This is a genomic window from Natrinema hispanicum, from assembly GCF_004217335.1.
In the GTDB taxonomy this organism is placed as follows: Archaea; Halobacteriota; Halobacteria; order Halobacteriales; family Natrialbaceae; genus Natrinema; species Natrinema hispanicum.
Map to the genome: position 1 here is coordinate 147,004 of NZ_SHMP01000006.1, position 19,704 is coordinate 166,707.

The following is a 19,704-nucleotide window of genomic DNA, read 5'->3' on the forward strand; positions in this document are numbered from 1 at the left end:
GAGCCACCGCGGTCGGCGCGGGAGTGTCGTGGGAGCTCAAAAGAGCCCGACGAAGAAGAGAACGTAGCCAGCAAGCACGACGCTCGGCACGAACACCAGCGCGAAGACGCCCTTGTGCCACTTGAGGACGGATTTCCCGTCCAGCGGGCCGAAGGGGATCATGTTGAACGCGGCCAGAAAGAGGTTGATCCCGACCCCCATTTGCCCGATCGCTGTAAGCAGGCTCGGCAGGAAGCCGGGCGTCGCAGCGAACATCAGCAACGGGACGAAGAGTGCGGCGAGCAGGAGATTCGTCACTGGGCCGGCGACGGCGATTAGTCCGTTCTCTCGCGTCGTGATCTGGCCCCGATGGTAGACAGCGCCGGGTGCAGCAAAGAGAAACCCCGCGACTGCACCGACCAGTGCCAGAAAGAGCATCTGGTAGTCTGCGCGGAACTCTGCTATCTGGCCGTGTTCGATCGCGACGACCTTGTGTGCGAGTTCGTGCAGCAGGAAGCCGACGCCGACGGTCAGGAAGCTGATGCCGACCGAGATCGTGAACATCTCGAAGCTGGCAAGCCCGCGATGAAACGGCGCACGGACCAGCGCAAAGGCCACGCTGAGCGCGACCCAGGCCACAGCGAGATCACGCAGTTCCCTGTCGCTGAACGTCAGCTCGTGCTCTTGGGCGTGCGTCGTGCGATGGCTCATTAGAGGAGTCCCCGAAGTAGCTCGAGGCTGTTTTTCGCCCCTTGGAGGAGCTGCCCCATCAACGCATCGACACCGCCGATCTCAGGGGCCAGCCACGGCAGTACCACGAACGGGAACAGGAACGTCGCGATCATGCTCCCGATGTTCGTCAGCGCGACGATCATGATCAGCCGAAACAGCGGGACGTCGAACATCGCGGAAAGGGCCTCGTCGATCGGACGGTCGGTGTCGTCGACGATCTCGTTTAACGTCTGGATGTCCCGAACGTTGACCGGACGGTGTCTGAGCTCGACGTACCCGGCGAACCAGCCCGGCGCGAGCAATGGATTGATGCTCGTCAGCCAGGCGATCGCACCGCCGACACCCGCGCTGGTCCAGCGCGCGCCAGCCAGCCGCGCCAGCCCAAAGGCGAAGACGCCGTTGAACAGGAACCAGGCGGCGAACAGCTTCAGCAGGAACGTGTTCCTGACTCCCGCCATGATCAGCAGGAAGAAGAAGGCCAGAAAGCCCACCATGATCAGGTAGCCACCGATCTTCAGCGGCGAAAATCGGCTGCTCGAGGCGGTGCCCGAGATCGACTCGAGCGACGGCAACGCGTCGGGATTTCGCAGGTAGTGTTCGATGCCGGCTTTGTGGCCAGCACCGACGACGGCGAGGACATCGTAGCCCTGTTCACGGAGGTCATAGAGGTTGTGTGCGATGTAGGCGTCGCGTTCGTCGATCAGGGCGTTTGCGCCGCCCGGACTGAACTGACGAAACTCCTCCATCATCGCGTCGACGACATCGCCGTCGGTCATCTCCTCGATGGCGATCTCGTCGACGTCCTCGACGTCAGCGCCGAGCGCGTCGAAGATGAATCCCAAGACGAGCCCGATCGTTACGCCGACACCGAGGCCGGCGAGGGTCCCGGTCGTACCGCGGACCGCGTAGAGACCGACGCTCTCGAGGGTCACAGCCGAGAACGGACCAACGAACGTGCCGGTTGCGACCAGCGTGAGCCCGCCAGCGATGCCGAGGACGACCCCGGCGAGAATCCGTATCGTGAATCCCGAGAGATAGCCGCCGGCGTATCGGCCTGCGGACTCGAGAGAGGGGAGCGCTGCGAGGCCGACGAACGCACCGATGAGCGCGCCGACCGCGCCGCCGCCGGCATACTGCAGCAGTGTGGGATCGGACAAGCCGACCAATAGCAGGTCACCGATACCGAGCAGTGGGGCGAGAAACGCGCCGATGACGAATCCAGCGAGCGCACCGCCAACCGCACCGAACGTGAACCCGAGCGTTCGCGGTTCGGTGATCCCGAGTGCGAGCCCGCCGACCATCTTCAGCTTCTCGACACCGGACAGCCGGCTCCAGAACCGCTGGATCGTCACCTGAATGTCGCGGTCGACCAGTGCGACGCCGCTGCCGTTTGCCTCGGCGGCTTCGATACCGGCTCGCATGTCGGCACCGGGCTCGATGTCGAACTGATCGCCCAGCCGTGACTGGACGTACGAGAGCATCCAGTAGGCCAGAAATTGGAAGACGGTGTTGCCCGACAGGAGGTCTTCGGCTTCGATGTCGTCCGGCGTGCCGCCTTGCATCTGGCGGTACCGTCCTTCGTCGAGTTCGACGGCGACGACATCGGGATCCTCCCGGTCGATCGTTTCGCGCACTTCGTCGACACTCGCTTGCGAGACGTGTGCTGTCCCGAGGACTTCGACGGAGCCGCTGTCGCCATCGGGTGGTGCTGGCGGCTCCGGCACGTCGGCCTCGCCTGCATCGCTCATTACAGGCTCAACTCGGCGGCGACTTTTACCAGTATCGGACATGGAGTCGAACCAATCAGTGACTGTCAAACGGACTGTTAGCAATCGATCGCTGGCAGTGCTGGCGTCCCCACAACCCGCCGCGTGGACGCGTCGGGTGGCATACGGACTCCTGTCAGTCAGCGCCGTCGCACCCGCGACTCGTCATGCGGGCCCGCCGGGACATCGGGACAGCAGCCCGTGTCAGTGATGGAGCCCGTCTCGGTCGTGGCGTGAGCCGGGAACCACACTTATGAAAATGGGCGTACAACTCTCCTGTATGCCTCACGATCAAGACGTCGAAGGTGCGAACGATCCGGACTCCGCGTCGACATACGAATGTCTCCAGTGTGGGACTGTCGTCAAAGCCACGACCAATCCGGGGACATGTGAGTGTGGTGGCGAATTCCACAATCGAGCAAAATCGCTCGAGTAACCGCGCGATCGACCGTTACTCCGTGTCGGCCGTTTTAGACCGCGGATCGTACTCCTCGACGGTCTCGAGCAGGTCCTCGATGGTTCCACGGGTGTCGGCAGCGGTTGCGCCGACGAGGCCGCCGATCGCACCGCCAGTACTCGCGGCGTTCCGGCTGAAGACGCTGCCGATCGCCGCACCGATCGCTGCACCGATCGCCGCGTATCGCGCACGCAGCAACACTTCGCTGAGACGTTCTCTCATGTGTCGTACGTTGTGACTGTCGGTGATAAATATATCTCTCGAGTGCGCGCACTGTCGAGGTAACTGGGTCAACGAGCAGCATCGGCAGAGAGACCTACAGGAGCGTGTCGACTGCGGCGAGCGACTCGAGGACGTGGTCAGGTTCGATCGACGAACCGGCGAGCGCCGCCCGGTCGGTGACGCCGGTGAGTACCAGGGCCGTCTCCATGCCAGCCCGATTCCCAAGTGCGATATCGGTGTTGAGCCGGTCCCCGACAACGAGCGTGTTCGCGGGATCGGCGTCCAGCCGGTCTATCGCTGCTGTGGCCGCGACCGAGGACGGTTTCCCCAGGATCGCATCCGGTTTGCGGCCGGCGACGGCTTCCATCGCGGCGAGAATCGCTCCCGTCCCCGGAATCTCGCCCTCGTCGATCGGGATCGTCGCGTCGGGATCGGTGCCGTAGAAGGGAATTGCACCCTCGAGCGCTCGGAGCGACTCCCAGAGCGTTTCAAACGAGAACTCCCTGTCGAACGATCCCAAGACGACCTCAGCCGCGTCGGGATCGCTCGTCAACTCGACGGCTGCGTCCTCGAGCATCGACTCGAGTCGCCCGTCGCCGACGAGAAAGACGCGTTCGTCGGGGTGGGTCGCTGCAAGATACTCCGCCGAGACGGTCGCAGAGGTGAGGACAGCCTCCGGATCGATGTCAATCCCGTGAGTGATGAGCTTCTCCTGGTAGTGGGCGGGCCCACGCGTTGGATTGTTCGAGAACAGTAGTCGCGAGCAGCCTGCCGCCTCGAGTGCTCGCAGGCCGTCGATCACATTGGGGAGTAACTCCTCGCCCCGGACGATCGTTCCGTCGACATCGAGGACCACTGCCTCGTACGCTGTCATTGCTCGACAGTAGGAGTGGCTGCCGATTGAGTGTTTGGTTGCGAGACGGCCGCCGACAGGACACGGCGGGACAGCACACTCAACTCGGCCTGCCGTTACGACCGGTGGGAATTCTTATCCGATGACCCGACCTACGGCCGCGTATGACACTCGAGGTCGAACCCCCCGAGCCACCGACGCTGGAGTTCGTCGATCCAAACGAGTACGAGGACGCGACGATTAGCGCCGACGGGACCGACGAGATCGACTACCGTCGCGAGGAACTGCAGGCGTTTCTCGAGGAGGGAGCGTGGACCGAAGCGTTCGACGAGTGGCGCGCGGACACCGATCTCACGGAGCGTGAGTACGAAATCGCCCGCGACCTCGAGCTTTTCGGCGGGTTCGATTTCTTTTGGGACGACTTCGCCGACCGCGTCGGCTATCACGCGCCGGGGATTCCCGAGGACTGGCAAGCACGGGAATATCACCCCGACCTCGACACCTGGGGGACGGTCTCGGCGATCAATGCCGAACTGACGGAGTTCGGGCAGATCGTCTCGGTGACTCTCAAAGAGGAGTACGTCGACTGGGAAGCCGAGTACGAACCACCCGAAGACCTGCCCGATTTCGACTGAGACGGACACCTGTCAGCACAGCAGGGGCCGGCATATCCGCGACCGTCCGACGGGCCTACCGGGACATCGGGACAGCAGGCCGTATGCGAGTTCGCCAGACAGGGTAGGTCCGTTATCCGGTCCACTCGCCCGCGAGGTCACCGGCGATATTCGCTCGCCAGTGTTCGAATCCCTCCTCACAGTCGGCGTTGTCGTCGATGTGATCGACGAACCCAGCACCGGGCGATGTGAGCTCGGCTCCGCAGAACGGACAGGCGACTGGATCACTCCAATCTGTGGTCGTGTTGGTTGCCATTCGTACGATAGTCTATCAGGAACCTTCATATAAACTCACCCTGTTAAGGACTATTACAATATTATGGTATTTAATGGCAACATATGTTGTCGAGAGCGTCTTCGCGCAGCTTGTTGGCGATGCCGACAGAAGCGACTCGGGCACCGGTCGAAGTCACAGACGTGAACTGAAGTCGACGGATTCGCAGACTGGCGTGGCTCAATGGCTGTCATCACGGCCGGTGCGATCGTCGAGCCACAGTACTTGGCTGTCTGCTCTGAACTTCGATCCGAACCTCGATCATTGACTGGCGGCTACTGCACTGATCGCACTTGGCAGCTCAATCGTCGCCCCCAGCAGTGATTTACCACAGTAAGAGTTAATAGATACTATGTGGGGTGTTATTGTATGGCACAAAAGAGGGAGCGAGAGTACGTCTGCGTTCGGTGTAGCCATCAAGAGACTGTCGGTGATGCACTTCTCAGTACCTGCCAACGGTGTGGGGCCGAAATGCGAAACGTCGATCCGATTCGCGGATAATCGAGTTCGGCGTTCGCCTCTTCATACGACCGGACAACACGACTTACACATCGCTCGTCTCTCACGGTCGACTGATATTCCAGCTGTAATGCGGCCGGACGGCACGGAGGAGACGCGAGGCACGATCGCTGACGGCAAGAGATGTCGAGGCGTGAGCGGACGGTCATAGACAGCTATCGAACAGCACGCGATTCAGAAATCCGGCGGTGTGTCGACCAGAATTATCTCGTATCTGAATACTTGTGGAGGGGTGTCATGGCGGCTGTCTCACAGTGGCGTGGCAATCAGAGTATTGCCGGCTACTCAGGGTCTACGCACCGTACGTCACCTCGTCACTGGGTACGCTATGCCACACAAAGAGCGAAATCCTCACGTTTATCTATCAGGCTGGTGGTGGTTTATGTGTATGTCTGAAACCGGGACGGAGTCTCGTCCGCTGGTCCGGCAGCTTCCCGATCCAGCGGCAGCGTCGAACGTCCGGTACAACCCGTCGCTCGAGGAGCTGCGCGAACTTGCCAAACCCGACGAGACGACGACCGAGTTCGGGTCGCCGTCGTACGTCAGCGAGTTTCGCTCACGGAGTTCCGATCGGACGAAAAACGCCGTCGATGACGAATTCACCGATCACGATCAGGAACTGATCGACGATGCCGTCGATCTGGCTTCCGACGTTGAACTGGTCTGTGTCGACCGGCTGATGGGCCGTCATCCGGACGCCTCGTTCTGCTGTCGCCTGTTCGTTCCCGTCGAACACGCTCGGATCGCCTACGCGTGGGCGAACCTCTTCGAGCCCGCCGACGGGGAAGACCCCGACCTCTACACCGTCCAACTCCCCGACTACGACGAGACTGCGATTCGTGTCCTGCCCGACACCGGCTTTACCGCCGTCCTGGGCAGCGACTACACCGGTGAGGCCAAAAAGTCGTTCCTGCGACTGTTCATGTACCGGATCAAACAGCAGGGCGGCCTCGGTCTCCACGCGGGCAGCAAACGCGTCCGCGTCCGCAATGACGAGGATGACCTCCAGACCGTCGGGCAGGTGTTCATGGGCCTGTCCGCGACCGGCAAGTCTACGCTCACCTCCCACGGCTGCTGGCTCGAGGACCCCGAAGACGCGTCCATGCTACAAGACGACGTCTGTGGGCTGCTCTCGGACGGCTCCGTCGCTGGCAGCGAAGGACAGGGGCTGTTCATCAAGACAATCGGTCTCGGCGAGGACGAACAGCCCGAACTCTACGAGGCTGCGACCGACGAGTCGGCCATTCTCGAGAACGTCGCCGTCGACGACGACGGCACCGTCCACTTCGACGAGGACCGCTATACCTCGAACTCCCGGGCGATCATCCAGCGTGACGAACTCGAGAGCGCCGACGAAGAGATCGACCTCGGCAGCATGGATCAGGTTTTCTTCATTACGCGCAATCCCCTGATGCCGCCGGTCGCCAAACTCAACGAGGAGCAGGCTGCCGTTGCCTTCATGCTCGGTGAGTCGATCGAGACCAGTGCTGGCGATCCGTCGCGTGCCGGCGAGTCGATCCGTGTCGTCGGGACCAACCCCTTCATCATCGGCTCCGAAGGTGAAGAGGGCAACATCTTCCACGAACTGATCGACATCCTCGATGTCGACTGTTACGTGATCAACACGGGCTATCTCGGCCAGAAGTCCCAGGACATCGGTGTCACCGAGTCCGTGACGATTCTCACCGAAACCGCTCGCGGCACCATCGAGTGGACCGACGACGAGGAGATGGGACTGACGATTCCCGAAACCGTTCCAGGCATCGACATCGAGGAGTTCTACGTGCCGGACCACGTCGACGACTACGACGAGGCGCTTGCGGACCTGCGTGCCGAACGCCGGGAGTATCTCGATCAGTTCGAGCAGCTCCGCGACGAGATCAAAGACGCCGTTTACTGAACTGCTGGGCACTCGGTTGTCCGAGCGGCGATGCGTTGCGTACCGTCGTCCGACCTGCGTGATCGCATGGACTTTGATTTCTGGTGGGATTACCGACCCGCAAGCGACGGCTCTGTGCTTGCCGCACACGAATACTGTTATATGTGTCGAGTTCCCACGGGTGGGTAATGAGCGCACAGGTACGAACACCGACCGCACGAGTCTGCGAAATCTGCGGCCGCAGCGAAGTATGGGACGACGACCTGGAAGCGTGGCAACTTGCCCGCGAAGACGGCGACAAACAGGTTGGCAATCCACACTGCCTCCACGAGTGGGATATCAACGGCACGTTCAATCCGGTCGACGACTCCGATAACTAACGGTCGACCACCCACACGACGGCGATAGCCGCGCGACGACAGTGCGTTTTTCTCCGGCTCGAGCGTAGCCCCTGCTATGCCGACCGTCTACATTACGGCCCCACCCGAAGCGGCCGACGACATCGCCAAACAGCTCGTCGACGCGCGACTTGCCGCCTGCGTCAACCAGTTCGAGACGACCTCGACGTACCGCTGGGAGGGCGACGTTCATCGCGACGAGGAAGTAATCTTGCTGGCGAAGACGACTGACGACGCCTACGACGACCTCGTCACACGCGTTCAGGAGCTGCATCCGTACGACGTCCCCTGCATCGAGCGATTCGACGAGAGCGACGTCCTCGAGTCGTTTGCGGCGTGGCGAGCAGACAGCGTCGAGTAGTCACGCGGGTGCGACAGACGGTCACAGACGATGATTGGCTGAATTAGCAACCCTTAAAACTCGCGCACGGGTTGTGATGGGTATGGCTGGAACCATCGAAGTGCTCGTTCCGGGTGGCCAGGCCAACCCTGGCCCACCGCTCGGTCCCGAGCTCGGACCGACCCCCGTCGACGTGCAGGCTGTCGTACAGGAGATCAACGATCAGACCGAGGCGTTTGACGGGACCGAAGTCCCCGTCACAGTCGACTACGACGACGACGGTTCCTTCGAGATCGACGTCGGTGTCCCACCGACGGCGGCGCTTGTCAAGGACGAGGCCGGTTTCGAGACCGGCAGCGGCGAGCCCCAGGAGGACTTCGTCGCTGACCTCTCCGTCGATCAGGTCAAGAAGATCGCCGAGCAGAAACACCCCGACCTGCTCGCCTACGATACGATCAACGCCGCGAAGGAGGTCGTCGGTACCTGTGCCTCGATGGGCGTCACCATCGAGGGCAACGACGCTCGCGAATTCAAAGAGCGCGTCGACAGCGGCGAGTACGACGACGTGCTTGCAGCAGACGCCTAATCACGGTCCCGTTCGGCACGCGGGTGCCTGCGTCTCTTGTAGTACCCGCACAGTCGACCTACCATCGACGGTGGATACCTCGCACGTCGCAGCGTTTTCGCACGTGCGGCCACGTCACGTTGACCACGACTCTCGAGTTCACGACGCATTTGCACAGTGCTCGACAACCGAGCGTGTCGACTGTAGAGCCCACCGCGATGGTGGGCGGTTCGGTTTGTGTCGTGGCTACGTCCGGCTGCCAGGGACTCAATCGTCACGTTCGTGTTGCTAGGACGTGAACTGGCAACGAAGGATACCTCCGAGTGTCGCTGACCGAAGCATTTCTTCGATTAAAAACCAACCGTCGCTAGTGGCTGGGTCGAAACGTTCCCACTGTCAGCAATCCATTGACTACTCGAGCGGCGTTCCCTCGCTTCCTCTAGCGCCTCTCGAAACGAGAGCTGTAACAGTCCCCACGGTTCTGGGTCAGTCCGCCTGATTTGACCTGCTAGAAATTTGACTCGGTGGCTGCTGTTTCGGGAGGAGACGGTGACGAATCTATCCCTGTTGTCTCTCGACGTGAAGGTCCTGTTCGACGACAGCGCGAACGCTCGGCCCTTCGAGACCGATCGTGACGGTATCAGTGACGACACCAGGTTCCGCGTCAGTGAGCGTGACCGCCACCGAGACTGGCTCCTCGAGCGAAATTGGCGGAGCCGGATCAAATGCGAACGCGTCGGCGTCGAGTGACGTCACTGTCATGTCCTCGAGTTGGGAATCCATCGTCACCGTCGCCTCCGATTCGGCAACCGGCTCCTGCAGGGCGGCACCCTCAAGCGAGAGGTACGATTCGCTCTCAGACGTGTCGATGCTGGCCGTGTGGCCGGCACCGACACGGGAGACGCTGCTGGTCCCGACGAGAAGTGGAATCGATGACCCGGCCGCAAGCGCAGCGAACAGCCGCCGTCGTGTTAGGTTCATCGTTCTGAAGTGAGCCGTTTCGTCTACTATGATCGTTGTGGTCCAATTGTCGAACAATCATTCGGGGAACCAGATATTTTCACAATAAGATCCACTCATTCGATAAATACACCACAAATTGTTAATCAATATGGGCTGAACCGCTCAACCACAGCATGGCGACAAACGACAGTCAACGGGCGATCCAGGCTCGACCGACGGAACACTGCGGACGATCGACCGGGGGGATCTAGCATGAAACGACGTCTGTTCCTGTTTGGGTCGGCGACTGGTGGTGCCGGACTGCTGTTCGGCACGAGTGCGTTCAGTGCGTCCGGTGTCGGCCACACCGTTTCGATCGGGACCGGAAACGGTCACTTTCACGTCGAACTAAACGACGACTATGCGGGAGACGCAAGCGAGTACGTCGTGGACACCAATCCAATCAGGTTGATCCTCGACGATCTTCACAAGCACGGTTGGATTCGATTCGACGACCTGCTTCGGGTGACGAACACGGAAACGCAGGCTATCAACGTCCACGTCAAGGACCAGGACTGGCTCGGCGACGATACGGACGCTGTTCTCGATTATCGGTACGACGGCAGCTCGATCGTTGGCAAGGAAAACAGTGTCCCGCTCGAAGGTGTCTCGGGCGACAACAGCATGCCGATCACTGTTCGCGCCGATACGACCGATCACGACAATCTTCAACAGGCCTTACCTGACGCTGAAGCCGACGATGGGGATCGAACTGTAATGTTCGTTGCCTCGCCCGGTGACGCTAACGGAGGAACTGGAGACGAGAGCGATGAAGAGGAGGTTACCAAAGGTGGCGAGAATCTCTCTGTCAGCGCGCCCGGACAAGTCACCGTCGGCTCGGATAATCACTTCACCGCCACGGCGACTGTCTCCGACGGCGACTACAGCGGCGAGGCGACCGTGACCCTCAATGTGGAAGACGAGCTTGTCGACGAACAGACCGTTACGGTACCCAAAGACGAACCAGCGGAAGCGACATTCGATGTCCCGACAGTCTATAACGATCTGGAGGAGGGGAACATCGTGACCGGCCGCCACGGTCCACTGCGCTTCGACGGAACCGACTGGTCGGCTGGGGTCGAATACGGCGAGTCGACGGCGGAGGCCAGCGGGACTCTGGAAGTTGAGGACGCGCCAATCACGTTCGGCAACGCAAAGTGTGCCGTCTGCGGAATGGATACGAAATCTGGGATACTGCCCACGCGCAACTAACCCACGTGAACGGCGACCGGATGGAGTTTTGTTCCACCGGGTGTCTGGTTACCTACGCCGTCGATCCCATGAAGTACGACGGCAACCATGTTGATGTCCCCGATGAACCAATTGAAGGGGCTTGGGTCGTCGACTACACCGACCTTGACAGCAGTGGCGAGCGCGCCGGCGACGGGACTGATCTCATCAACGCACACGAGGCGTACTTCGTCCTCGACTATGACACCTCATACGGGGCGATGGGCGGAAATCCACGTGCGTTTACTACCAACGACGACGCCGTCGGCTACGTCAACAGCGACGATGACCTCACGGTGAGGAAGCTATAATCACGTTCGACAACTTCGACGCCGGCATCGCTGAAAAATATCGCCCTAGATTCAACTAAGCATACCTGCTCCAGCACCGCGAGCCGCGCCAACCGCCGCTCGTCGGCGGCTGGCCGCTCTCGTAGACCGACACACCATGATACTCCGAACTACCACACGGCTGCTCAAGATAATCTTGATTCTCGCAGTTGCGGCGCTCCTTGTCGGCCAGTTACTCGGCCAGCCGATCCTGCTCGGCTACGTCACCAGCGACAGTATGGAGCCAACAATCGACGCCAACGACGGCTTTGTCGCTGTTCCGGCCGCCGTCACAGAGGACCCGAGTTCGGGTGATGTCATCGTCTATGAGGCGACCGATGGTGAACTGGTAACTCATCGCGTTGTCAACGAGACCGCAGCCGGCTACGTAACGCGTGGCGATGCGAACCCAGTGACCGATCAAGACCAAGGTGATCCACCCGTCACCGAGGATCGAATCGTCGCGAGAGCCATGCAACTCGGCGGGACGGTCCTCACGATCCCAGCATTAGGAGCGGGAGCGGCCAACCTGGATGCGGCTGTGATTACCGCACAGCAATGGGTGTGGGATCTGACCGGCATCCGGCTCAATGGCATCAACGGCGTCGCCACTGCGCTCCTCGTGATCTCGCTTGTCGGGTACGCCGTCGAAACCGTCCGCGACAGGGATCAGTCGGCACTTGACACGCGAGAGCGAATCGACGACCTGGATCTCAGTTTCCATCAACTAGTTATCGCGTTCACACTCGTTATGATGGTCGGTGCGGCGGCGGCGATGCTGGTTCCCGCAGGAGCGCAATCGATGACACTCGTCAGCTCACAGCCGGCACCCGACGGCAATCTGATTGTTGAGCCCGGGGGGACTACCGAGACGACGTATCGAATCTCGAATACCGGATTCACGCCGATCGTCGTCTACCTCGAGTCGAGCGAGGGAGTCGCCCTCGAACGAGAGACAGTGGTAGTGTCAGGAAAGGACAGCGCAGCCGTTGAGGCGACGCTCGAGGCACCTGAAGAAACGGGCCACTTCGAGCGATCGATCTACGAGCGGCGGTATATCCACGTGTTGCCTCGATCCGTGATCGGCTGGCTCTATGGCGTTCACCCATGGCTGCCATACGGGATGATCGTCGCCTCGCTTGGCGGTGGCGCATACGTCTCCGGTCGTCTCCTCGTCATTGAGCAGATCCGTGATCGCGACTGAACCACTCTTACCAGATTCAAAACTCATCTGAGAACCCAATACGAGGCTTAGAAAGGGTACCAAAGCAACAGCAACGGAGTACGTCAGTGCTGCCTTCACTAGCGCCCTATATTTTGTTCGCGGGCGGGACAGTTCGCTCGTCAGGTCGTGCCGTCCCAGCACCGCTGAACAGCACGCGAATGCTTGCACCGAGCCCGAGCGCGCCGGCGAGACCAGCAACCGCGATGGTCGCCGGTAGTGCCAGCCCGGCGAGCCCGCTTACGAGCGAGCCGACGACGATGCCAACCCACAGCCGGTCAGTGCCGAGCCGCGAGGCGATCGTCCGGCCGATCGCGGCGAGCCCGATCGCAAGTACCACCGGAATGACCGCCGCTCCGAGAATGACCAGCGGGATGCCGAAGAACACCCCGATACTGGTGTCGACGATAAGATAGCCCGTCCCCGCGAGACCGCTGACAACGAGCAGACTCGGGCCACCGATCCCGATCGAGATTACGGGGCTCTGTCGCGATTTCCGGACCGCTTTGCTCCCGTACCGATGGAGCAACCCGAGCACGATCGTCGTGACGAGCACAGCGACGACGAACTGGATTCCAACCCGAACGAACGGCTCGAGCGATCGATACGCTGCGATCGTGCCATCCGCGCCGGACAGCGAGACGGCCGACCCCAGCCCTGGGCGCCCACCGATAGTATATAAGTCTAATGGCCACATCGACGTATATTACACGGGAGCTTATAATAGAACTTTTGATTGTAAGGATGACATTCCGTTTGACAGCGAGACAGTCGTCCGTATCGGTCCGGCCTGCATTTGAAGGATGATCGTGATGAGACGCGGTCACACCCGAGCACGCGGGTAGTTCGACGGGTTTAAGTCTGCGATGACACTTGGTTCAACGGAGACAGGCATCGCCTGTTTCACTGACCCGTAGGAGCACTCCTGCGTACTACGGAGGTGAACGATGGCAGATTCGGATATTGAAACAGCAGTAGCCCGCGCACTCGAGGATTCGCCCGATCGGAACTTTACCGAGACGGTCGACCTCGCGATTAATCTGCGCGACCTAGACCTGAACGAACCGTCGAACCGCGTTGACGAGTCGATCGTCCTTCCGTCCGGAACCGGACAGGAAACTCGCATCGTCGTCATCGCCGAGGGAGAAACCGCAGTCCGTGCCGAAGAGGCAGCGGACGAGGTCCTCTCGGGAGACGACGTGGCCGATCTGGACGACGACGAGGCCAAGGACATGGCCGACGAGACGGACTTCTTCATCGCCGAAGAGGCGATGATGCAAGACATCGCCCGGCACCTGGGTACCATTCTTGGTCCCCGCGGTAAGATGCCGGACCCGCTCGCACCCGACGACGACGTCGTCGAAACCGTCAACCGGCTCAAAAACACCGTGCAGCTTCGCTCCGGTGACCGACGAACCTTCCACACCCTCGTCGGTGCCGAAGACATGGATGCCGAAGCGATCGCCGACAACATCGACGTCATCCTGCGTCGCCTGCACGCCGACCTCGAGAAGGGGCCCCAGAACATCGACGCCGTCTACGTGAAGACGACGATGGGGCCGTCCGTGGAGGTGGCCTAGAATGAGCGCACAGGCTGAACGCAAAACCGAGAACCTTCCCCAGTGGAAGAAAGAGGAAGTCGACGAGCTTGCCGAGATCATCGGCGAGTACGAGAGCGTCGGCATCGTCGGCATCGCCGGCATTCCTTCGAAGCAGCTTCAGGACATGCGCCGCGACCTGCACGGCACCGCCGAGTTGCGCGTCAGCCGCAACACGCTGCAGGTCCGTGCGCTTGAGGACGCCGGCCTCGACGACCTCGTCGAACACATCGAGGGACAGGTCGGAATCATCGGCACGAACGAGAACCCGTTCTCGCTGTACAAGGAGCTCGAGGCGTCGAAGACGCCCGCTCCGATCAACGAGGGCGAGGTCGCACCCAACGACATCGTGATCCCCGAAGGGGACACCGGTGTCGACCCGGGGCCGTTTGTCGGCGAACTCCAGAGCATCGGCGCGAACGCACGCATCGAAGAGGGTTCGATCCAGGTCATGGAGGACTCGACGGTCTTAGAGGCCGGCGAGGAAGTCTCTGCAGATCTGTCGAACGTCCTCAACGAGTTGGGTATCGAACCCAAGGAAGTCGGGCTCGACCTGCGCGCCGTCATCGCTGACGGTGTCCTGTTCGACCCCGCGGACCTCGACATCGACGTCGAAGCCTACCAGAGCGACGTGTCGACGGCCGCTGCTCGCGCCCAGAACCTCTCGATCAACGCGAGCTTCCCGACCGCGGCGACCGCACCGACGCTCATCGCCAAGGCCACGGGCGAGGCCAAGAGCCTCGGCCTGCAGGCCGCGATCGAGGACGAAGCCCTCATGCCCGACCTCGTCAGCAAGGCCGACGCACAGCTGCGTGCGCTCGCGACCCAGATCGACGACGAGGAGGCACTCCCTGAGGAGCTTCAGGACGTCGAGGCGGCCGCTCCGGCGGCAGCCGACGACGAGGACGAATCGGCAGACGACCAGACCGAAGACGAGACTGAGACCGAGGACGCCGACGCCGACGATGACGACGACGAAGACGGCGGCGACGGCGCAGCCGGTCTCGGCGAAATGTTCGGATAACGACTCACGGAGGATACACCAATGGAATACGTATACGCTGCACTCATCCTGAACGAATCGGGCGAAGAGATCAACGAAGACAACCTCACGAACGTGCTCGACGCTGCCGGCGTCGACGTCGAAGAGTCCCGCGTCAAGGCGCTCGTCGCCGCGCTCGAGGACGTCGACATCGACGAGGCCGTCGAGGAAGCCGCTGCCGTCCCCGCTGGCGGAGCCGCCGCAGGCGGTGCCGCAGCCGCGGAAGGTGGCGACGACGACGGCGACGAGGCTGAAGAGACCAGCGACGTGCCGGACACGGCGGACGAAGACGAAGAAGAAGAGGACGAAGAGGCCAGCGGCGAGGGCCTCGGCGAACTCTTCGGATAACGTCTCCGTCGACCCGGTTTCGACGAGTTGCACACACCGATTTTTTCTTGGGCTCGCGGATGAGTGGCGACACCCGCGGCTGTAGGCACTGACCCGCGGCTCCGCGTGGCCGAGTGCTTATACGTGAAGGCGCGGCCAGAGTCAGCGATGCCTGCCCCGGTCGAGGTCGTCGTCAAGCCGGCGCTGACACTGCAGTTGTTTGCGTGGGTGCTCGCCGGATCGCTGTGTGGGACCTGTAGCGGACTCGTTCCGGGACTGCATGCCAACAACTTTGCACTCCTGCTGGCGGGAATCGCACCGTCAGTCCCCGGCCCACCGCTGTTCGTCGGCTGTGCGATGCTCTCCGCCGGTGTCGTCCACACCTTCCTGAACGCCGTGCCGGCGATGGCACTCGGCGTTCCCGATGCGGAGATGGCCGTCACTGCGCTGCCGGGTCATCGGCTGGTCCTCGAGGGACGAGGCTACGAAGCGATCAGGCTCTCTGCGCTCGGCAGTCTGCTCGCTGTCCTCGCCGCGGTGCCGCTTGCCGTTCCCGTAACCCGGGTCATAACGGCCGTCTACCCGACGATACGGGCACAGCTGTCACTGATACTCGCGATGATCGTGACCGCGCTGGTCGCATCGGAACCGACGTGGCGACGCCGCCTTGGCGGCCTGCTTTCGTTCGGGCTGGCGACCGGGCTCGGCGCGCTCACGCTGGATCTGTCACCGGCGGCCCCGCTCGAGGCTGGCGGCACCCTCGCGCCGCTGTTTGCTGGCCTCTTCGGGGCACCGGTGTTGATCGACGCGGTTCGTGGGAGTGGTCTTCCGAGTCAGGACGGCTCCGGGATCACAATGTCGCGCGGGCTCGTCGGGCTAACGGCGCTTGCCGGGACGCTCGCGGGTGCCGCAGTCGGCTATCTCCCCGGTATCACGGCGGCGATCGCGGCCGTTGCGGTGCTCGTCGTCGTCCCGGACGGAGCCACCGATCGAGGATATATCGTCGCGACCAGCGGCGTCGACACCGCAAACACGATCTTCGCTCTCTTTGCGCTGGTTGCCATCGGCCAGCCCCGGACCGGCGTGCTGGTCGCCGTCGACAGTCTGGGCGTACCACTCGAGCTCCCGATCCTGCTTGCGGCCGTCGTGCTCGCGGGTCTCGCCGGCTTCGCGCTCGTACTCGTCGTTGGAGATGCCTATCTCGAGTTCGTCGGTCGACTTCCCTACTGGCAGCTGTCGGGAGCCGCTCTCGCGCTGTTGCTCGTCCTTTCGTATCTGTTTACCGGCGTAGTGGGAATCGCGATCTTCCTCGCTGCGGCCACAGTCGGGATGGTGCCGGTTCAACTGGGGGCCCGCCGTGTTCATCTGATGGGTGTCCTGATCGGCCCGCTACTGCTCGGGCTCTGAGTTCCGAGCTGCAGCGACGAGGTCCGCGACGCGCTCGCTGGCGACCGGTGCGGTCGTCTTTCCGCCCGCTTTGAGCGCGGTCCCCACGATGACGCCGTCCGCGCCCGCCGCGAGACAGTCGCCGACCGTTTCACTCGTCACACCGCTGCCGACGAACACCGGGACCCGATCGTGACCGTGCGCTGCGAGCGTGTCGGCGACGGACTCGACGTCCGCGAGCGGTGTTTCGACGCCCGTACCTGGTCCGGAGACGATCACGCCGTCTGCCTTGCCGCGGTCGACCGTCTCGAGCGCTGCCCGATCGATCGGTTGCTCGCCGACTGGCGTCGCGTGTTTGACGTGGACATCCGCAAGGATCGCGACGTTGGTTGCGAGCCGATCATGGAGCCGAAGCGTTTCGTGGGCGCGGCCCTCGAGGACCCCTTGGTCCGTCGCGGCGGTACCGACGTGGACGTTGACACGGACGAACGCGGCATCAACGGCTGCGGCGATCGACAGCGCTGCCTCAGCGTCGTTGCGAAGCACGTTGATACCGACCGGCACGTCGACGGCGTCGGTCAGGTCCGTCGCGATCGCCGTCATTTCGGCGACGACGTGTTTCGGCACGTCATCCGGATAGAACGGTGCATCGCCGAAGTTCTCGAGGATGAGCCCGTTGATTCCGCTATCTGCGAGTCGGCGTGCGTCCTCGAGCGCACGGGCTCGGACGGCATCGCGGTCGCCGTCGAACCCCGGTGCGCCGGGCAGCGCCGGCAGGTGAACCATGCCGACGACGGGCTGGTCGGTATCGAAGCGCTCGAGCAGTGCTGTCCGCGTGGTCATACCAGTGCTGAGAGCGCGAACGGGATAACGTGCTGTGGTAGCGAGAACGATGGGCTCGAGCCGGCAATCTCCTCCCCCATCACGGCTGTTTTCTCTCCGCCGTGGCTATCTCTCTCCGATGGCCGACTTGCTCTCCACGTTGTCGCTGCGCGAAACGGAGATTCCGAATCGCATCGCTGTCTCTCCGATGTGTCAGTACTCCTGTGAGCCCGACGGGCTGGCGACCGACTGGCACCAGGTTCATCTCGGGAGCCGCGCTGTCGGTGGTGCAGGCATCGTCATGACCGAGGCAACTGCAGTCGAACCACGCGGTCGCATCACGCCCTCCGACCTCGGGATCTGGAGCGACGAGCACGCGGCAGCGCTCGAGCCGATCACCGAGTTCATCCGCGATCAGGGGTCCGTGCCGGGGATCCAACTCGCCCACGCAGGTCACAAGGCGAGCAAAAGCGCGGCCGTGGGAGGGTAACGTGCCGAAACAGCCCGATGAGGGTGGCTGGGAAGTGCTCTCTCCGTCGCCGAGTGCCTACCCACCGTTCGACGGCGACCGGCCGGCACTGTGCAAGGCCGACACGGACGACATTCAGGACGTGATCGACGCCTACCGCGCCGCGGCCGAGCGCTCGCTCGAGGCTGGCTTCGAGATCGCCGAGGTGCATGCAGCCCACGGCTATCTGCTCCACGAGTTCCTCTCGCCGGTCACGAACCGCCGGACGGACAACTACGGCGGCAGCTTCGAGAACCGAACCCGACTGCTCCGCGAAGTCGTCACCGCAGTCCGTGAGGTCTGGCCGACCGAGAAGCCGCTTTTCGTCCGCATTTCCGGCACCGACTGGCTCGAGGTCCGCGAGTCGTGGAATATCGAACAGTCCATGCGGCTGGCCGACGATCTCGCCCGCCTCGGCGTCGATCTGATCGACGTTAGCTCGGGCGGACTCCACCCTGAACAGGAGGCCCCTGGCGGTCCAAACTTCCAGGTGCCACTGGCTGAACGCGTCCGCAGGGGGACCGACGTCGCCGTCGGCGCGGTCGGCGGCATCACCGAACCCCAACAGGCCGACGCGCTGGTTCGCAACGGCCGCACCGACATCGTGCTCGTCGGACGGGAGTTCCTGCGCGATCCGTACTTTGGGCTCCGTGCTGTCGGCGATCTCGAGCGCGACCCGGACGACATCGCAGAACAGTGGCCGGTTCAGTACCGGCGGGCCGTCGACAAATAGCTCGGGACTCGCTTGCCGTCGGCTAACGCTACAACGGTCTTCCCGGCAGGGCAGCTGTCGAGATGGTCAGTGACTGAGACGGGCTGCTGTCCCGCTGTCCCGGTGGAACCACACTGCTGGTCGTGGCCGGCCGGCACTGACTGACAGGAGTCCGTCTGCTGTCCTCTAGTCGTCTTTCCACTTGATCGAACAGCCCTGTGACGGCTGCCACTCGAGATCGACTTCCTCGCCGGCCAGTACGGCATCGATTGCCTCCCGAATGTGGAACCTGGTTGGCTCGTCGTCGGGGTTCAGCGCGTCATCGAGACGGCCATGATAGACCAGCCGGAACTCGCCGTCCGACCGGGCAAAGAGGAATGGATCCGGCGTGCAGACCGCACCGTACGCTCGGGCGACATCCTGACGCTCGTCACGGAGATAGGCGTCGTAGTCGATTGTTCCGTCGTCGACGTACGTTTGCATCGCCTCGAACGAGTCGTCGGGATATTCCTCGGCATCGTTGGGGTTGATTCCGACGACCGCAACGTCGTCATACTCCGCCGAGAGGTCGTTCAGCAGGTCGAACTTCGCCTGTGCGTACGGACAGTGATTACACGTAAAGACGACCAACAGTGCCTCGTTGTCGACAAACGACTCGAGCGAGTAGGGGTTCCCGTCAACACCCTCGAGTTCGAAGTCTGGCGCGGCGTCGCCAGCCTCGAGTTCGGAGTCGGATTCCATCAGTACCATGCCAGATCGTTCGGGTCGTTCGTCCTTAACGCTCCCGCTCAGCTTGGCTGGCTCGAGCAACTAGTCGGTGACGGAGACATGTGACTGGCTGCTCACTGATCGGGGCCGTCGTCTGGTT

General features: G+C 62.3%; 23 protein-coding genes and 1 pseudogene. 15 read left to right on the top strand and 9 right to left on the bottom strand.

The genetic code is table 11. The annotated features are described in order from the left end of the window. Positions 1 to 36: 36 nt before the first annotated feature. On the bottom strand, positions 37 to 690 hold the full coding sequence (locus BDK88_RS15170) for a zinc metalloprotease (protein ID WP_130501178.1): 654 nt from the start codon (positions 688 to 690) through the stop codon (positions 37 to 39). Then, positions 690 to 2,459 (bottom strand): TraB/GumN family protein, encoded by a 1,770-nt coding sequence (locus BDK88_RS15175; protein ID WP_130501179.1) that lies wholly within the window; start codon positions 2,457 to 2,459, stop codon positions 690 to 692. The genes BDK88_RS15170 and BDK88_RS15175 overlap by 1 nt, the downstream gene beginning before the upstream one ends. A 298-nt stretch (positions 2,460 to 2,757) precedes the next feature. Here BDK88_RS15175 and BDK88_RS15180 point away from each other — a divergent pair, with 298 nt between their 5' ends. Further along, a complete protein-coding gene (locus tag BDK88_RS15180) occupies positions 2,758 to 2,913 on the top strand; it encodes a rubrerythrin-like domain-containing protein (protein WP_008010385.1) in 156 nt (51 codons plus the stop codon). Between the two features lie 15 nt (positions 2,914 to 2,928). Here BDK88_RS15180 and BDK88_RS15185 read toward each other — a convergent pair whose 3' ends face one another. Both BDK88_RS15185 and BDK88_RS15190 read right to left on the bottom strand, forming a co-directional pair. Continuing rightward, positions 2,929 to 3,156: a glycine zipper 2TM domain-containing protein gene (locus tag BDK88_RS15185; protein ID WP_008010388.1), complete on the bottom strand. Its 228-nt coding sequence runs from the start codon at positions 3,154 to 3,156 to the stop codon at positions 2,929 to 2,931. Positions 3,157 to 3,250: 94 nt separating this feature from the next. Next, on the bottom strand, positions 3,251 to 4,030 hold the full coding sequence (locus BDK88_RS15190) for an HAD-IIA family hydrolase (protein ID WP_130501180.1): 780 nt from the start codon (positions 4,028 to 4,030) through the stop codon (positions 3,251 to 3,253). 143 nt (positions 4,031 to 4,173) lie between these two features. Between BDK88_RS15190 and BDK88_RS15195 the strand changes: the two genes are divergently transcribed. Beyond that, positions 4,174 to 4,644 (top strand): hypothetical protein, encoded by a 471-nt coding sequence (locus tag BDK88_RS15195; RefSeq protein ID WP_092933114.1) that lies wholly within the window; start codon positions 4,174 to 4,176, stop codon positions 4,642 to 4,644. A 112-nt stretch (positions 4,645 to 4,756) separates the two neighbouring features. On the opposite strand, the gene BDK88_RS15200 is transcribed toward BDK88_RS15195, so the two are convergent. After that, positions 4,757 to 4,939, bottom strand: coding sequence for a DUF7501 family protein (locus BDK88_RS15200; RefSeq protein ID WP_008010393.1), 183 nt, complete (start codon positions 4,937 to 4,939; stop codon positions 4,757 to 4,759). A 387-nt stretch (positions 4,940 to 5,326) separates the two neighbouring features. On the opposite strand from BDK88_RS15200, the gene BDK88_RS15205 reads away from it, so the two are divergent. From BDK88_RS15205 to BDK88_RS15225, 5 genes are all read left to right on the top strand, one after another. Next, positions 5,327 to 5,458, top strand: coding sequence for a rubrerythrin-like domain-containing protein (locus BDK88_RS15205; RefSeq protein ID WP_130501181.1), 132 nt, complete (start codon positions 5,327 to 5,329; stop codon positions 5,456 to 5,458). Between the two features lie 406 nt (positions 5,459 to 5,864). After that, a complete protein-coding gene (locus tag BDK88_RS15210; protein WP_130501182.1) occupies positions 5,865 to 7,376 on the top strand; it encodes a phosphoenolpyruvate carboxykinase (ATP) in 1,512 nt (503 codons plus the stop codon). Positions 7,377 to 7,543: 167 nt separating this feature from the next. Further along, positions 7,544 to 7,735, top strand: a complete 192-nt coding sequence (locus tag BDK88_RS15215; protein WP_130501183.1) for an HEWD family protein — start codon at positions 7,544 to 7,546, stop codon at positions 7,733 to 7,735. A gap of 76 nt (positions 7,736 to 7,811) precedes the next feature. After that, on the top strand, positions 7,812 to 8,114 hold the full coding sequence (gene cutA / locus BDK88_RS15220) for a divalent-cation tolerance protein CutA (protein ID WP_130501184.1): 303 nt from the start codon (positions 7,812 to 7,814) through the stop codon (positions 8,112 to 8,114). Positions 8,115 to 8,196: 82 nt separating this feature from the next. Beyond that, entirely contained in the window at positions 8,197 to 8,679 is a 483-nt protein-coding gene (locus tag BDK88_RS15225; protein ID WP_130501185.1) for a 50S ribosomal protein L11, read from the top strand. 537 nt (positions 8,680 to 9,216) lie between these two features. Here the strand turns inward: BDK88_RS15225 and BDK88_RS15230 are convergent. Further along, positions 9,217 to 9,639, bottom strand: coding sequence for a hypothetical protein (locus BDK88_RS15230; protein ID WP_130501186.1), 423 nt, complete (start codon positions 9,637 to 9,639; stop codon positions 9,217 to 9,219). Positions 9,640 to 9,873: 234 nt separating this feature from the next. On the opposite strand from BDK88_RS15230, the gene BDK88_RS15235 reads away from it, so the two are divergent. The 3 genes from BDK88_RS15235 to BDK88_RS15240 all read left to right on the top strand — a co-directional run bounded on the left by BDK88_RS15235 (position 9,874) and on the right by BDK88_RS15240 (position 12,423). Further along, complete coding sequence (locus BDK88_RS15235) at positions 9,874 to 10,872, top strand: hypothetical protein (RefSeq protein ID WP_242611680.1); 999 nt, start codon at positions 9,874 to 9,876, stop codon at positions 10,870 to 10,872. 68 nt (positions 10,873 to 10,940) lie between these two features. After that, positions 10,941 to 11,201: a nitrous oxide reductase accessory protein NosL gene (locus BDK88_RS21825; RefSeq protein WP_242611681.1), complete on the top strand. Its 261-nt coding sequence runs from the start codon at positions 10,941 to 10,943 to the stop codon at positions 11,199 to 11,201. A 136-nt stretch (positions 11,202 to 11,337) separates the two neighbouring features. Further along, on the top strand, positions 11,338 to 12,423 hold the full coding sequence (locus BDK88_RS15240) for a signal peptidase I (RefSeq protein ID WP_130501187.1): 1,086 nt from the start codon (positions 11,338 to 11,340) through the stop codon (positions 12,421 to 12,423). Positions 12,424 to 12,529: 106 nt separating this feature from the next. On the opposite strand, the gene BDK88_RS15245 is transcribed toward BDK88_RS15240, so the two are convergent. Further along, positions 12,530 to 13,138: a hypothetical protein gene (locus BDK88_RS15245; RefSeq protein WP_130501188.1), complete on the bottom strand. Its 609-nt coding sequence runs from the start codon at positions 13,136 to 13,138 to the stop codon at positions 12,530 to 12,532. Between the two features lie 250 nt (positions 13,139 to 13,388). Here BDK88_RS15245 and BDK88_RS15250 point away from each other — a divergent pair, with 250 nt between their 5' ends. The 4 genes from BDK88_RS15250 to BDK88_RS15265 all read left to right on the top strand — a co-directional run bounded on the left by BDK88_RS15250 (position 13,389) and on the right by BDK88_RS15265 (position 16,815). After that, positions 13,389 to 14,021: a 50S ribosomal protein L1 gene (locus tag BDK88_RS15250; protein ID WP_008010406.1), complete on the top strand. Its 633-nt coding sequence runs from the start codon at positions 13,389 to 13,391 to the stop codon at positions 14,019 to 14,021. A 1-nt stretch (position 14,022) separates the two neighbouring features. After that, positions 14,023 to 15,063, top strand: a complete 1,041-nt coding sequence (locus BDK88_RS15255) for a 50S ribosomal protein L10 (protein WP_130501189.1) — start codon at positions 14,023 to 14,025, stop codon at positions 15,061 to 15,063. A 21-nt stretch (positions 15,064 to 15,084) separates the two neighbouring features. Next, a complete protein-coding gene (gene rpl12p, locus BDK88_RS15260; protein WP_092933136.1) occupies positions 15,085 to 15,429 on the top strand; it encodes a 50S ribosomal protein P1 in 345 nt (114 codons plus the stop codon). 147 nt (positions 15,430 to 15,576) lie between these two features. Further along, positions 15,577 to 16,815 carry a tripartite tricarboxylate transporter permease gene (locus BDK88_RS15265; RefSeq protein WP_130501190.1) on the top strand — a complete coding sequence of 413 codons (1,239 nt, stop codon included), beginning with the start codon at positions 15,577 to 15,579 and terminating at the stop codon, positions 16,813 to 16,815. On the opposite strand, the gene BDK88_RS15270 is transcribed toward BDK88_RS15265, so the two are convergent. Then, complete coding sequence (locus tag BDK88_RS15270; RefSeq protein WP_130501191.1) at positions 16,798 to 17,637, bottom strand: BtpA/SgcQ family protein; 840 nt, start codon at positions 17,635 to 17,637, stop codon at positions 16,798 to 16,800. The genes BDK88_RS15265 and BDK88_RS15270 overlap by 18 nt on opposite strands. A 118-nt stretch (positions 17,638 to 17,755) precedes the next feature. Between BDK88_RS15270 and BDK88_RS15275 the strand changes: the two are divergent. After that, positions 17,756 to 18,857: pseudogene (locus tag BDK88_RS15275) on the top strand (NADH:flavin oxidoreductase/NADH oxidase). Positions 18,858 to 19,022: 165 nt separating this feature from the next. Here the strand turns inward: BDK88_RS15275 and BDK88_RS15280 are convergent. Then, the gene (locus BDK88_RS15280) at positions 19,023 to 19,586 is read right to left on the bottom strand and encodes a thioredoxin family protein (RefSeq protein ID WP_130501192.1); all 564 of its coding nucleotides are present in this window, start codon (positions 19,584 to 19,586) and stop codon (positions 19,023 to 19,025) included. Positions 19,587 to 19,704: the final 118 nt, after the last annotated feature.

Excerpts from the sequence above, each read along its gene's own strand:
- cutA (WP_130501184.1), top strand. The coding sequence starts at position 7,812 with ATGCCGACCGTCTACATTACGGCCCCACCCGAAGCGGCCGACGACATC.
- BDK88_RS15245 (WP_130501188.1), bottom strand. The coding sequence starts at position 13,138 with ATGTGGCCATTAGACTTATATACTATCGGTGGGCGCCCAGGGCTGGGG.
- BDK88_RS15170 (WP_130501178.1), bottom strand. The coding sequence starts at position 690 with ATGAGCCATCGCACGACGCACGCCCAAGAGCACGAGCTGACGTTCAGC.
- rpl12p (WP_092933136.1), top strand. The coding sequence starts at position 15,085 with ATGGAATACGTATACGCTGCACTCATCCTGAACGAATCGGGCGAAGAG.
- BDK88_RS21825 (WP_242611681.1), top strand. The coding sequence starts at position 10,941 with ATGAAGTACGACGGCAACCATGTTGATGTCCCCGATGAACCAATTGAA.
- BDK88_RS15230 (WP_130501186.1), bottom strand. The coding sequence starts at position 9,639 with ATGAACCTAACACGACGGCGGCTGTTCGCTGCGCTTGCGGCCGGGTCA.
- BDK88_RS15200 (WP_008010393.1), bottom strand. The coding sequence starts at position 4,939 with ATGGCAACCAACACGACCACAGATTGGAGTGATCCAGTCGCCTGTCCG.
- BDK88_RS15180 (WP_008010385.1), top strand. The coding sequence starts at position 2,758 with ATGCCTCACGATCAAGACGTCGAAGGTGCGAACGATCCGGACTCCGCG.
- BDK88_RS15280 (WP_130501192.1), bottom strand. The coding sequence starts at position 19,586 with ATGGTACTGATGGAATCCGACTCCGAACTCGAGGCTGGCGACGCCGCG.
- BDK88_RS15175 (WP_130501179.1), bottom strand. The coding sequence starts at position 2,459 with ATGAGCGATGCAGGCGAGGCCGACGTGCCGGAGCCGCCAGCACCACCC.
- BDK88_RS15185 (WP_008010388.1), bottom strand. The coding sequence starts at position 3,156 with ATGAGAGAACGTCTCAGCGAAGTGTTGCTGCGTGCGCGATACGCGGCG.
- BDK88_RS15270 (WP_130501191.1), bottom strand. The coding sequence starts at position 17,637 with ATGACCACGCGGACAGCACTGCTCGAGCGCTTCGATACCGACCAGCCC.
- BDK88_RS15240 (WP_130501187.1), top strand. The coding sequence starts at position 11,338 with ATGATACTCCGAACTACCACACGGCTGCTCAAGATAATCTTGATTCTC.
- BDK88_RS15210 (WP_130501182.1), top strand. The coding sequence starts at position 5,865 with ATGTCTGAAACCGGGACGGAGTCTCGTCCGCTGGTCCGGCAGCTTCCC.
- BDK88_RS15195 (WP_092933114.1), top strand. The coding sequence starts at position 4,174 with ATGACACTCGAGGTCGAACCCCCCGAGCCACCGACGCTGGAGTTCGTC.
- BDK88_RS15215 (WP_130501183.1), top strand. The coding sequence starts at position 7,544 with ATGAGCGCACAGGTACGAACACCGACCGCACGAGTCTGCGAAATCTGC.
- BDK88_RS15255 (WP_130501189.1), top strand. The coding sequence starts at position 14,023 with ATGAGCGCACAGGCTGAACGCAAAACCGAGAACCTTCCCCAGTGGAAG.
- BDK88_RS15205 (WP_130501181.1), top strand. The coding sequence starts at position 5,327 with ATGGCACAAAAGAGGGAGCGAGAGTACGTCTGCGTTCGGTGTAGCCAT.
- BDK88_RS15265 (WP_130501190.1), top strand. The coding sequence starts at position 15,577 with ATGCCTGCCCCGGTCGAGGTCGTCGTCAAGCCGGCGCTGACACTGCAG.
- BDK88_RS15235 (WP_242611680.1), top strand. The coding sequence starts at position 9,874 with ATGAAACGACGTCTGTTCCTGTTTGGGTCGGCGACTGGTGGTGCCGGA.
- BDK88_RS15190 (WP_130501180.1), bottom strand. The coding sequence starts at position 4,030 with ATGACAGCGTACGAGGCAGTGGTCCTCGATGTCGACGGAACGATCGTC.
- BDK88_RS15250 (WP_008010406.1), top strand. The coding sequence starts at position 13,389 with ATGGCAGATTCGGATATTGAAACAGCAGTAGCCCGCGCACTCGAGGAT.
- BDK88_RS15225 (WP_130501185.1), top strand. The coding sequence starts at position 8,197 with ATGGCTGGAACCATCGAAGTGCTCGTTCCGGGTGGCCAGGCCAACCCT.